We start from the raw sequence: 13,036 nt of genomic DNA on the forward strand, positions 1-13,036 counted from the left end.
GTTGCGACGCAGCTGGACTGCGGGCATGTGTGTGGGTTTGACCGCTGTGCTCAGCTTGAGGCTTGTAAGGTTTGCCATGTGCTTTTCCTTTCAAAGTTGTTAAAGCACAGACAAGTATGTTGTCGGTCGCTGTGGCAAAGCAACCGATATCCGTTCAAATAGGGCGGTTATTGGTGCAGTCTCCACAGTTACCATTTTCAGCGTCGTTTTTCGCGACGCTTCGCATCAGCAACTTCTCGTTTATCAACTATTTAACCAGCTGCCCACTTCAATCAAGATGTCGTATTCGTCTCGGCTATCGACATCCATTTCATCGGCTTGATCGTCTGTATAGGTGACTACCGGCGCCTTACCCACACGGTTGTTCTTTGCGTCGAGCTTGTAGCCCTGAAGGTCAATTTTCAGGCGGCTGCCATCGGCATCAACAATCAAATAATCGGCAGTGAAGCCTTCAGCTTGGTAATACGTGGCGCTCATGTCGCCGTATTCATAGTCCTCGTAGTCGTCCTCATCGTCCTCATCGATTTGGATGACGTTCTTTTCGATACGGAATTTTGAACGTCGTGACGATTTGATCTCAAGTCCATCGTCATCGGAAATCATCTCCAGCCAGTCAGGGATAAATTCATCCAGATCACAACGCATGACTGAGATCAGTTCACCAGAGCTGGGATCATCACAGCGGAACGTGACGTCATACACGCGCCCCTGCGTCACTTCGATGACTTTGTAATCTTTGATTTTCTTAGGTGGCTTTCCTGGCTTGTGTACCAGCTCATATCCCAACGTATTCATACGAGCGTAGTGAATTTCGAAGGGCAAATTCAGGTAGTCAGGCGTGGGCTTCTTGCTTGCCATAGCAGTCTCCAAAGTCAGTACTTTCCTAGATATTAGCTGTAGCCCATGCCCAGTAGCTTGCTCATGGCTTTTTGTACCCGCTGAAGGCGCTTACGCTGGCGCTCAACATCTAATCGATCCTGCGCAGCGTCTGCTTGCTTTTTGACGCTGGCAGCGTGCAGCTCAGCAGGCTTCAAAGGCTTCAATGCTTTGGTAGGCTTGGTCAAAGGAATGGTTGGGATTATTTCGGTTATCTTCATAAAAGTATTTATTTCAAGATCACCGATTTCGCCAAATTTCCAGCCTATTTGCCCCTTTTTTCCTTTGACGGTGATAAATATTTGCGAGTTGCTGATGAGTTGCAATGGGTTACTAGAAGTAAAACGTTGCTGGTTGCAGTTACTAGTTACATGTCACTGATTTGCGTAGCAAATGAGTAGCCTTGACTGGCAACTGCAACAGAAACACGCAACCAGTGACATGCAACGCCTTTTCTGGCTCTGTGACTGGTGCGACATCTGCAACTCCTGCAACTAAAGGAGAAACAAATGCAGGAACAAAAGCAAGGCATCGCCGTGCGCCTATATGACAACGACAAATACGGCACCACATACGGCAAGGGCATCTGGCACCGTGCCCTATTCAACGGCAGCATGGATGTAGACGGCGCAAGTGCTGCCTACCTTACAGACTTTCTTAATGTTAATGATTGGGGAGAGCTGATCAAGACCCCTTTGCAAGTTGAGATCGTCAACAACATACTCAACGATGAACAGCCCCCAACCAAGCATCAAGTATTCAGCTGGCTGCAACGCTACAACCGTTCAACAAAAATGAAAGGTTACGTGGATGGCTTTGTCCGCTATGACATGTCCAATGGCGAAATGCTGGTCTACATCAAAGACGATATTGATGGGTACGAGGAGACGTGGCGTCTAAATGCTCGCCCATGTCGTAAAGGAACGACAAACTCACCCAGCATTCTTGCTACCAACAAAGAATTGCAAAAGACATGGTGATTGAGCAAAGCAGATTTAACCAGATCGTGTGCCTCAATGAGCGTCATTGCCTCAGTCGCTCATTGATTTTGTCAAATGCATTGAAGCGTACGGATGGCTAAATATTTGGCGCGGGCGCTCATCTAGTACTTGTGCATCCTGCAGTTGACGCTGCTGGATGTTTTTCATTGGTGACCACCAAATAAAAATGCTATTAAGTTTGCCGTCCTTGATTTAATTGGATATTTCAGCATCAGCTAATCGGTTGCTCTTTCTTGCCAAAGACAACAGACTTGTTCAGTAGTTTTTATTTATCTAAAAGGAACTGAACATGGCACAAGCAAAAACTCTTACACCCCAGGAATTCGACCGACTGCTCGCATACGTTGCAGGACGCAGCTTTGCGATGCGTAACCGCATGATGATTCTCATCAGCTTTTGGTCTGGCATGCGCGTAGGCGAGATTGCCAATCTCAAAGTAGGCGACGTGATCGACACATCAGGAAAAGTAAAACAGGAAATTCGCCTTGCTGCAGCCCAAACCAAGGGCAACTATGCACGCACAGTGTTCTTGCCAGAAAAACTGCGCGATGAGCTTCAGCGGTACGTTGACTTGCGCGGCAAACAAGAGCGTAAGCAAGCATTTTTTATCAGCGCTGGTGGCAAGCCATTCAGCCCAAACGTATTAACGCAGCACTTTTTTTGGCTGTACCGCAAAGCTGGCATCGATGGGGCTAGCAGCCATTCTGGTAGACGCAGCTTCATCACCAACCTTGCTAGCAAAGGCATTGGCGTTCGCGTGCTGGCAAGTCTTGCGGGGCATCGCAGCATTGCGGTCACGCAAAAGTACATTGATGTCAACGACGACATGAAGCGCAACGCTGTTGAACTGGTTTGATGTGCCAAGCGTCGCTAAAAACGACGCTCACACATCGCGGATGATGACCCGCCGCTGGCTGGGATCACGGATCATGTTCACTTGCCTAGTACGGACAGGTTCTTCATATTGGATGCCCTTGACGCCCGCCAACTTGTCAGTGCTCAGTTCGGACATCAAACTCTTTTCCCACCACTTAGCCTCAAGCTCTTGATGCTGTGCCAACTGACGTGCCGTAAATCTTGGCGTTGCCTGCTCCACAGGCTTGTAGCTGGGAAATATTCCCTGCTCTACATTGGCGATCAGCAATTCGCTGCGTTTTAGCAACCTGCTGACCGCCACCCGCATGCGATTAAGCCTTGCCCGCACCTCTTCGGGCTCGCCCCTTAATGACTCATTGCTGGGACTCAGGCGCAGCAGCTTGCCTATTCGAAACAGATCCGCCCTTGCCTCGCCGTCCACCTTGTCAGGCTGGTGTTGCCGTAGCCATTTGGGCTTTTCCACCAATTCACGGTGCAGCGCATGCACTTCATGAATCTTCTTGAGTGTGTTTTTTCCGAATTGAACAGGATTGATTTTGTATTCCGCAGTACTCAACAATAAACGCCGCTCAAGACGACTACTTTCATATTCATCCAGTAGTTTTCCCAGCTGTTTCTGGATGGTGCGACGACTTAATTTCAGCGGCACTTCCACCCAGATCTTGTCCTCTGCTGGCGCTTGACGTTTTCGCTCGCTGGGGCGGCGCTGCACCTCGACAACTTTTGGGAATTTTTCCTGTTCAGTGAATAAACGGTAACCCCGCTCCAGCCACCACTCATCGAATGTGCAACTGTAAATGTCACCAAAGCCGCGATAGACACGCCTTAGTTGCTGATCGTCTGTTTTGACGGAGCCTCTTTCCGACGTCTGACAGACGAGCCAATAGTCTTTGCTCAGCCGCAGGTACTCCCACCACCAGCGGTAAACGCTGTTTTGTGCCTCCTGTAAGGACGTGTCTGGCTTCGTATGCCTTTGTTGCCTGCGCGGCAAACCTTTTAAGAACAGCTCTTCGCCACCGACAAGCAAGTCATCATCAATCATTATTAGCCACCTATATGCACTTTACGACATTGTACGGCTAAGAAAATACAGTACTTACATCGACAGCACAGACACACAGCAGTTAGGCAGTAGGGATGTGCAGTCGATGGCAACCAAGCATGAGCGATGCCGTTGTCCCAATCAACGCATTTACCTTAAGGAGATACAAATGCAAAACGCCGCTACTCAAACCGCTTCCGTCAACACCGCTGATTTCGTTCAAAACGAAACCTTCACCGCTGCAAACGTCACCGTTCGCACTCAAAACGGTACAACGGTCAGCGCTCCCAACACCGTCGCAAAAAACGACGCTACACAGCAGGCACTGTCCGCAGACACGGTTCTTGTCCGTGCCGACGCCTTATTCAAGGAACGTGAACGCTTTGAAGGCGCTGAATTGGCTCGTAGCAACAAGGCGCTGTACAAGCTGCTGATGCAGGTCTATGAGCTGTTCGAAGCAGCCCGCGAAGATGTCAAGTGCTTGAAGGCTGCCGTTAAAACGATGAGCGACAAGCTCAAAGAGCGCGGCGTCAAGATCCAAAGTAACACGCCTGCATTGACCGTGTTCGTGCGCTATGTGTTCAACAGCGACCGCAAGCGTGCCTATGCCTACACGCAGACGCTGATGGCTGCTATTCAGCAGGAAGTCAAACCTGCAGGTCTGGCTACTTTCATCGAAAGCCAAAACGGCGTCGAAGAGTGCCGCAAGCAACTCATCAAAAAAGATGAGACCGTTACGAAGGAAGCGGAACTCAAAGCCGCCGGTGCCGACGTCAGCGACGAGCTCAAATCAATGCGTGCCGTGACCACCGTGTCCCTGCCTGCAGCTAGCGTCTCGTTTTGCGACGGTGCAGAGTTTGCCTTCATCGTTGCTCGCAGTTTGGGCAACGGCGAATTCGAGCTGCTTCGCGCTGTGCCTCGCAGTACCAAAGCCATGCACTCGTCTGCGGTCAAAGAACTGGCAAAGGACTTGATCGTGCAACGTGCCGCTGCAGACGAAAAAGCCAAAGCCCAAGCTGCCGACCAAAGCGTCAAGGATGCCGCGAAAGGTGCAAACCTCAAGGTCAAGGCTACTGCCACGCTCAAGGAACTGCAAACCGCTTGAAGCCCTGGGTGCGGGCTAAGCGCCCGCACCATTAACTACACATATAAAGGAAACAGCCATGCCGATCTATATCGACACACAAAGAAAATACAGCCCCCAAAACCTGTCTGAATTCATCTTTCCAAATGACAAGGTTCGAGAAGTCGTTAACGCTTATGTGAGCGGCAATATTCGGCGTCCATTATTACTCTCTGGTCCCAATGGCACAGGTAAATCGCTGCTGGCTCAGTTGATCCCCTGCGCCATCGAAGGTCGGGACATTGAAGTCAAAAAATGGATCGCTGACGATCTTGAGAAGTCCGAGACTTTTTCCAAAGCATTCGCCTACAGCGCCCAATTTAATCAGCTGTTTGCGCCTAAACATCAGCGCATGTATTACCACTTCATCGACGAGATGAATTTCAGGATCCGTCACACCGACAGACTGAAGGTCATTCTCGATGCTGAAAGCGAATACGACTTGACGATCATCACCACCAATGCCGTGAACAACATTGACATTGGAATTCGCAGCCGATGCGAAATTTTGACCGTTGAGCCTTGTGCGCCCAACCTGTTCTTGCCACACGCAATGAAGATTTTTGAAAAGGAAAGAATCTGCATTGATGAGGCTTTGGTCCTGCATGCCCTGACATGCGCTTACAACAGATGGCCCACTAATCGTGAGTACTACAAAGCGATTGATGCCATTTTTCGCAGCATTGCCTGATTGCAAAAGGCATCACATCCCCAGTGAAGCGTCGCGAAAAAAGACGCTCCACAGCCCGCCCTGTGCGGGCTTTTTTACGTCTGTACTCTGGGAACTGCGCTAGCAAAATGTGCGGCTAGCGCAGTAGCCAGTTGGCAAAGCACCGTGTTCACAAGTTTGTTCCTAATTGTACAACCTCACCCCACCAGCAACACCGCCGCCTCGGGCACACCCACTACCAGCACCTCGGTGGCTCAGTTTTGATGTGAACGTCCATAAAAAAGCCCCGCATCAGCGAGGCTCCTTGGCTCACTTCACCACCTCCGCCAGCGCACGGGCTTAGGCGTTTTGGGCTGTCTGTCCAATGGCCAGTTGGGTTTGCACGCGTTTGATCTCAGCATCGGTCAAAGCCAACATCTGGAGTTGCTGCTTGGCTGCGTCTGGCAGGGTGTCGGTGTCGTAGTCTTGGTTGTTGATTTTGATTGTGGGCATTTTCTGGTTCATGAATTGAAAAACCCCACCCCCTTGTGAGGGGTGGGGTTGAGAGGTTTTCACCTAAGTCCCCAGCAACCGAAGTGGCGGAGGTGGTCTCCGTTGCGGAAGATTAGGCGACCAAAATTGTTGTGGCAGCAGCGGCAGTTGCCACGTCAGTCATGTTGGTAATACCAACAAGTTTCACGATATTGCTTACTGCCATAGTGTCATTTGTACCTTCAATGTCCAAAGCAGATACAACATAAGTATCTCCACCAAATACGAATGCCAAGACATCAACGTTTGTATCGCCTTGACCTGCAGCAGTGAAGTCAGCATTCTCGAAAGCCAACAGTGCGACGTTAATCCACTCTGTCAAAGTGTCGATGGAAGCTCTGTATGAAGCTTCACCAGCCAAAGTGAGGATACCATCATTGATGACAATTTCAATCTGATTCGCTGTCAATACACCAGCAGCATCGGCAGTGTGCGCAGAAACGTCATCAGTTGCGGCAACGTTTGCAACAACTCCAACTACGCCTGTACCTGTGCCGTCTGCCGTGCCAGCAAAAGTCAGTGTATCGTTGTCAGCAGAAGCGACAGCACCTTGATAGTCCGTGATGCTGTCCATGGATGCAGCAGTAGATTCACCAGTGCCGTAGTTGAAGTTATCGTCACCAGCACCACCAGTCAGAACGTCAGCACCACCGTCACCGTTCAGTACGTCAGCGCCAGCGCCACCATTGAGTACATCAGCACCACCAGCGCCATTGAGTTCGTCGGCACCAGCATCGCCATTGAGGGTATCAGCTGCCGCTCCACCTGTGATGGTATCGTCCCCAGCTCCACCGTTTGCAGTGAAAGAGCGACCACCGTTTCCAGTGATAGTGTCGTCATCGTTTGTACCAGTTACAGTAGCAGCAACAACGGCCGTGTATGCATTGGCGGTAATTGTGGTGGCAACAGCAGCCTTGTCCACAACCAGACCCGACAGGTTAGTTACAGAATCGTTGACTGTTACTGTCAACGCATCGTTCGCACCACCAGCTGATGATGTGACGTTAATGGACTTACCAGTCAATTGACTTCCATCAATGGTCAAGGTGTTTGTGGTTTCTGTTCCTCCGTCGATATCCAATACTTCAACAGCTGTCAAGCCAAGTGTTTGCCCAGTCAAATCTGCAGTAGCTGCAAATCTGACTGTATCGTCGCCAGCACCACCGTCGATGACAGCACCAGCATCAATCATGTTGACGATGTCGTTGCCCGCGCCAGTATTGATAGTGAAGTTGCCCGATGTGCGTGCGTTAGTCACAGTGATAGCGTCAGCTGCAGAGCCTGTCGAGATCGTGCTAACGAAAGCGCCACCTGTCAAATCAGCAGTTACAACACCAGTCAATGCAGAAGCGTTAAGTTGACCAGCAGTTGTGTTACCTGCAATAGTCAATGTTCTTGCACCAGTAAATACAAAGTCAGTAGTAGTTGCACCAGTCAGAGATGTGGCAGTCACCAAATTGTCCAGCAAAGAGACGTTGACAGTTTTGATGTGCGAGAAAGCGTCAGCAGTAAGTGTGATGTTATTGTGAGTTGCCGAGTCATCACTGATGATGACATTTACTGAATTCAAGGCTGCAGTTGCTTGTGTACTCGCAATAGTGGTTGTACCAGCACCTTGGCTCACTGAAATCTGAACTGTCTCACCGGATGCAACAGTCAGAGTTTTGGTAGCGTTATCAACTGCCAGCTCAATCACATCAATTGCTGAAGCCTCAGTGGCGTTGACGTTACCGGCAGTTGTATTCAATGTCAACCTCGACACACCTGTTCCAGTATCAGTGGCTGTGATTTTATCGCTGGTCAGATTGGCGTTGTTTTCTATTGCCACAGCACTCATTTGGATTTCTACATCTTGAGTACCAGAGTAGTTGAAAGAACCCAACAATGTTGAACCGGCGGCGTTAATTTCCAATGCACCACCATTGCCTGAAGCATTAATAGTAGTAGCAGCAGTGGCAGTAATCGTAGATACCTGTTTATCCGCAGCCAGTGTTGTCATTGCTGAAGTACCAACAGCACTGATTGTTAACGTTGTCGCACCAGTTGCTGCAGCAATATCGGCATCTTCAGCAGCTGTAAGTGTAATGCTAGTAGCGCCGTTAGCAGACGTGACTTCAATTTGACCACCAGTAGAGGTCGCCACCAGTGTCGTTGCAGGGTCCGCATCCGTAACTGTGATGTTTCTTGCAGCCCTGACAGTTACAACGCCGTCTGCATCGACGTTGGTCAGAGTAACTGCGCCAGTGCTGATTACGGTCAAGTCATCGACTGCTTCACCACCAGCGGCATCTTGAGTCAGAGAAAATGTCGCTGTGGCAGCGTTATTTGCATTGATAACAATGTCTGCATTATTGTTACCAGTAACAGTGGCTGTCAGCAGTTCATTACTGAGGGTCAGTGTGCCGGAACGGACTTCGTCGAGATCAATTGCTACCACGCGCGAACCGGATTGAACAACATCGAAAGCGACATTGGTGGCAGATACGCCGCCCAGATCCACTTCAAGGGTTGTAGCAGCAGCAGCAGTGCTGAAAGCATCAACATTGAAGTTAACAGTTTCGATACCAACGATAGTTGCATCAGTCAGGTCGATATCGTCAGTTAACGTAATGTTCATTACGTCAGCATCATTGGTGCCAGCATCAATAACCACGTCAGCAGTGCTGAGAGTTGCGCTGGTGGCCGTAAATACGTCACCATTACCCCTACCAATAACAACATCAGTTTCTGCTGTGAGCACAAAGTTACCACCAGCTGGGTTCTTCAGTGCAGTGATTTCAGCTTGAGCAGCAGCCAGATCGGCAGCGGCTTTGACAGCAGCAGTTGCAGCAGCGGCTTCAGCGGCTGTCTTAGCAGCAGCAGCGGCAGCGCTCTCAGATGTGAAGGCTGTGTCGTCGATCACGGCGATGGTGGCGTTGGCAGCAGCCAAGTCAGCAGCGGCTTTAGTGGCAGCAGCAGCAGCAGCAGTAGCAGCGGCAGCAGCAGCAGTAGCAGCGGCAGCGGCAGCGGCCTTGACAGCGGTCAATTCAGTGTTCAAAGCAGCAACGCTGACTGTCAGATCAGTTACTTCTTTGTTGCGCGAAGCAGCACCAGCAGCAAAAGCTGCATCAGTAGCCACAACGTCTGTGTCCACACCAGTCACAGCAGCGACCAGCTTGGACACGTCCAACTCTTTGCTGTTGACTGTGGAGAAAGAGGCAGCGGCATTGACCTTGGCTTGGAATGCGGTTGCGATGGCTGCGTAGGCGCTGCCAACTTTCTGGTCAGCCAAGAAGTTGATGGCATTGACAGCGGCATTGACACGACCTTGACCAGCAACCATACCGGTCAAAGCAGCTTTAGCGTCTGCAAACACGGCGTTGGTGGAAGCGATGCCAAAGTTGGCCAGCAAGTGGTCAACGAAGGCAGCGTCTGTGGACAGGTCTTTTTCAAGAACTGCGCCCACAGCGGCAGCGTAGGCTGCTGGGTTTTTGGCCATGTCGGCGGCGTAACCACCGGCGGCTGCATTGAACAATGCGACTGAAAGAGCGTTAACTGTACTCATTACAGATTTCCTTTTTAGGGTTTAAGACAGGTTGATTTCTTTGCAAAGAAACCGAGTACGAGTGATCAAGCAAAAAGCCCGTACTCGCTTGAGCGTCCTAGTGAAGGGCGTTCAAGCGAATACGGGCCGAGATAATGGTTGAAGTTAATAAATTACGATTAATAAATCGCTTGTTTTTCTCTTTGCCTGCAGTGAGCGTACAAATCTACATGCTCAACATACCCATAAAAATCAAAGACTTAACTCAATTCCTCTTCGTCAAAAGCGCTGTGTGTACATGGTGCGCGCATGGATGGATGTGTATTTTTGACAAAAAAGACAGTTATTTCTCTGGCGAATTTTTAAAACTGTGTGCATCACGCGTGCACTGCAATTTTTTCCTTTTTTGAAGTGTGGATTTTTTTTCAACTTGCACTTTGCACGATTTTTATTTGCCATGATTGTTCGATATTTGACATTTGACATACGGGCAATCAGCGATGAACTCTCTCAGTTTTTGTTGGCCAGCGCACAGTGCATCTCCATCTTCTGCCGTTTTAATGAGGAAGGGTGTGAGTCAAGGGCGGTCTTGACGGTGCTTTGATCAATATTGAGATTGGCTGAATCATGCGAATCGGTTCATTGCACACACAACAAGATGCAGACAAGTTCTGCAGCATCGTCAGCACTGAGCGCATGGCGATCAGTGACTCAAGGGTCAGGGGCTTGCAGTTGGAGCGCATGTTGTCTGGGCGTGCCAAGTGGCGTTTGCGTTTTTCTACCCCTGGTGGGCGCAAGCGGGTTTGCATGACGCTGGGCGATGCCACCATCATCAGCTTGTCAGATGCCCGCAAAATTGCCGAGGGTCTGTTGCGTCAGGCGGCTTTCGGTCTGGATCCTAAGCACCAGCAATCCGAGTTGCGCAGTGTTCCCACGTTTGTACAATTTGTTAAAGACAGTTACATGCCTTACATCAAGTCATATAAAAGGTCTTGGAGCACCGATGAGTGTTTGCTCAGGAACCATTTGCTGCCGCGATTTGGCAAGCGCTACTTGGACGAGATCACGCGCCAAGATCTTCAGCGCATGCACAGCGATCGCAGACAGGCCGGGGGCGCTCCCAGCTCTGCCAACCGTTTGCTCATCATCATGCGTTACATCTTCAACTTGGCGATCAAGTGGAACACCACGGGCATCAAGGTGAACCCATGCTTGGGTATTCCCTTGCTGGAGGAAAACAACAACCGCGAGCGCTACCTGTCGGTGCAAGAGACGCAGCGCCTTTACCTTGCGGTGTTGGAGAGTGATAACACCATGCTCAAGTTCATTGTGCCGATGCTGATCTTGACCGGTGCCCGCAAGCGCGAATTGCTGGATGCGAAATGGCAGGATTTCGACATCGAACGGCGCACCTGGCGCATCCCCATCAACAAATCGGGCAAGACACGTCACGTGCCTTTGTCAGACGGCGCCTTTGCAGTGTTGGCCAGCATGCCGCACTTGCCCGATTGCCCTTGGGCGTTTGCCAACCCGGATACCGCCAAGCCCTATGTGTCGATTTACTACGCGTGGAACACGGTCCGTCAACATGCCGGTCTGGGCGATGTGCGCATGCATGATTTGCGTCACTCTTTCGCCAGTCTCTTGATCAACTCGGGCAGGACGCTTTATGAGGTGCAACACATCTTGGGGCACACCCAAATCAAAACCACCCAGCGCTATGCCCACCTGAGCCAAGACACTTTGCTGGCTGCGGCCAATGCGGCAGCGGATGCCGTGGGGACGGCGATGGCGCAGCTGGCTTTGCCGGTGACCAATCCCTTGCATGCGTGATCACTAGATGGCGTGAAGTCTCAGGCCGACGCAGCTGGGCTGTGGCAGCCCGCATTGACCAAAAAGATTGGGGCCGGTTGGCCTGTCAGCTTTCAAAGGGCAGATAGGCCAGGCCGGTTTTGGCCAAGCCCACCAGGCCAATGTTGGTGCGGTTGATGTCGGTGTTGGCCGCGATGTTTCCCAAGCTGGCAATGGTGTGAGTGCCCGAATCGAGCAGGCTCACAAAGCCTTGCCTGACCTCTGCCGAAGGTGCCAGCCCCATCAATTGGGTATAGAGCAAATTGACCACTTGATCATGGCTGGGCTTGTTGCCCAGCCGGGCCTCTAGGGCCAGTTGCATCAGGTCGTGAGCCGAGTAGCCGAAGTCATCCAGAAAATGCAGGCCGATGCCGACAAAGTCGAGGTTGTTCACTGATGCAGGCCCAAACACGGCCCCTAGCGTTTGGGCAAGTGTGCCTGCAGGGCCGTTCAGATCCAGGGCGATGGCGCGATCCTCGAACACCAAACGTTCGACACTTTGCAGCCGATCGGTACCCCCTGCACCCGAAATGCTCTGTACCACCCAGCCGCTTGCAGCTGGCGTGATTAGGCATTGGTCATGCGCTTGTGTCCAGGCGACCATATCGCGGCCTGAGCCAGCATCGATCTGATTGTCCATGGCATTGCTCACAATGAGGTCGTCAAAGGCCGATCCGAGCACGTTTTCAAAGTCGCCCAACAACCAGGTGACTGTTTGGGGGGCCGCTTGTTCAAACTCGCTGGTGGGTAAGGCCAAACCCACCAGGGTGCTGACCGACGTGCTCAGTGCGGCATTGGGCAAGAAAATCGTCCACCCTTTAGGTTCTGTTTGCACATCCAGGGTGTCAGTGCCTGACGCGTCCCACAGAGTCGCGTAAAAGTCATCGCCACGCAGTTTGTGCACGGTGTTGCCTGCATGGGTGCTGTGGTTGGGGCCGTACAGGTGTAGCAAAGCCAAGGCGTCGAGGATCATGGGGGTGGCCGGGTCCCATTGCACCAGGTTGGCAAAAGCTTCGTCGTTGTAAGACATGATGGTGGCCAGGTCGATGTCCAAAGCATCAAACCCGATTTGAGACAGGGTCGGTCTGCCTGTGCCCCCATCGTCATGCGGGTGCTTCAGACCCATCGAGTGGCCCAGCTCATGCAACAGCAAGAACCAGCCAGCGGACCCTGGGTCGTACGACGGCAAGGTGTTGGCCTCGCTGTTGATATTCAGGTACACATCGCCAGCTGCCCCGGTGTAGGGAGTCTGGTTGTGCAATGGCGACGGAAAGAACGCCCGAGCCCATTGGTTGGCGTATTCAAAGAAAACCCATTCGCTGTCAAGCGAAACATTGATCTCACTGCCCGCCCGTGCGGCTTCAACGGGGTCGGCAAAGTGCCCCAAATAGTTGAACTTCACATTGGCCAACTGGCTGAAGGAGCCTAGAGCGGCCGTGAGGTCCCCCTCTGTCACGATAGTTGTCCGGTCTCTTGAAGAGACAAATTCAATCCACCGAGGGGACGGGAAAGATGGAACTCATGCCAGTCTATGGCCCGCAAT

At 51.3% G+C, this 13,036-nt stretch carries 11 protein-coding genes; 5 read left to right on the top strand and 6 right to left on the bottom strand.

What is annotated here, in order from left to right; genetic code table 11:
- Positions 1-243: 243 nt before the first annotated feature.
- Positions 244-858, bottom strand: a complete 615-nt coding sequence (locus tag B472_RS16400; RefSeq protein ID WP_019427158.1) for a hypothetical protein — start codon at positions 856-858, stop codon at positions 244-246.
- 32 nt (positions 859-890) lie between these two features.
- Positions 891-1,202 (bottom strand): hypothetical protein, encoded by a 312-nt coding sequence (locus B472_RS16405; RefSeq protein ID WP_019427159.1) that lies wholly within the window; start codon positions 1,200-1,202, stop codon positions 891-893.
- A 183-nt stretch (positions 1,203-1,385) separates the two neighbouring features.
- On the opposite strand from B472_RS16405, the gene B472_RS16410 reads away from it, so the two are divergent.
- Together B472_RS16410 and B472_RS16415 are read left to right on the top strand one after the other, a co-directional pair.
- On the top strand, positions 1,386-1,856 hold the full coding sequence (locus tag B472_RS16410) for a hypothetical protein (protein ID WP_133176129.1): 471 nt from the start codon (positions 1,386-1,388) through the stop codon (positions 1,854-1,856).
- A 310-nt stretch (positions 1,857-2,166) separates the two neighbouring features.
- Positions 2,167-2,733, top strand: coding sequence for a tyrosine-type recombinase/integrase (locus B472_RS16415; RefSeq protein WP_026039581.1), 567 nt, complete (start codon positions 2,167-2,169; stop codon positions 2,731-2,733).
- 27 nt (positions 2,734-2,760) lie between these two features.
- On the opposite strand, the gene B472_RS16420 is transcribed toward B472_RS16415, so the two are convergent.
- Positions 2,761-3,795 (bottom strand): hypothetical protein, encoded by a 1,035-nt coding sequence (locus B472_RS16420; RefSeq protein WP_019427162.1) that lies wholly within the window; start codon positions 3,793-3,795, stop codon positions 2,761-2,763.
- Between the two features lie 169 nt (positions 3,796-3,964).
- Here B472_RS16420 and B472_RS16425 point away from each other — a divergent pair, with 169 nt between their 5' ends.
- Complete coding sequence (locus B472_RS16425) at positions 3,965-4,900, top strand: hypothetical protein (protein ID WP_019427163.1); 936 nt, start codon at positions 3,965-3,967, stop codon at positions 4,898-4,900.
- A gap of 58 nt (positions 4,901-4,958) precedes the next feature.
- Positions 4,959-5,609 (top strand): AAA family ATPase, encoded by a 651-nt coding sequence (locus tag B472_RS16430; RefSeq protein ID WP_116798719.1) that lies wholly within the window; start codon positions 4,959-4,961, stop codon positions 5,607-5,609.
- Positions 5,610-5,927: 318 nt separating this feature from the next.
- On the opposite strand, the gene B472_RS17275 is transcribed toward B472_RS16430, so the two are convergent.
- Positions 5,928-6,080, bottom strand: coding sequence for a DUF6447 family protein (locus tag B472_RS17275; protein WP_192877894.1), 153 nt, complete (start codon positions 6,078-6,080; stop codon positions 5,928-5,930).
- 112 nt (positions 6,081-6,192) lie between these two features.
- Positions 6,193-9,597 carry a calcium-binding protein gene (locus tag B472_RS16435; protein ID WP_133176130.1) on the bottom strand — a complete coding sequence of 1,135 codons (3,405 nt, stop codon included), beginning with the start codon at positions 9,595-9,597 and terminating at the stop codon, positions 6,193-6,195.
- Positions 9,598-10,269: 672 nt separating this feature from the next.
- Here B472_RS16435 and B472_RS16445 point away from each other — a divergent pair.
- Positions 10,270-11,475, top strand: coding sequence for a site-specific integrase (locus tag B472_RS16445; RefSeq protein ID WP_019427168.1), 1,206 nt, complete (start codon positions 10,270-10,272; stop codon positions 11,473-11,475).
- A gap of 85 nt (positions 11,476-11,560) precedes the next feature.
- Here the strand turns inward: B472_RS16445 and B472_RS16450 are convergent, their stop codons facing one another.
- Positions 11,561-12,949, bottom strand: coding sequence for a hypothetical protein (locus B472_RS16450; RefSeq protein WP_019427169.1), 1,389 nt, complete (start codon positions 12,947-12,949; stop codon positions 11,561-11,563).
- Positions 12,950-13,036: the final 87 nt, after the last annotated feature.

Source organism: Limnohabitans sp. Rim28, from assembly GCF_000293865.2.
Lineage (GTDB): Bacteria > Pseudomonadota > Gammaproteobacteria > Burkholderiales > Burkholderiaceae_C > Limnohabitans_A.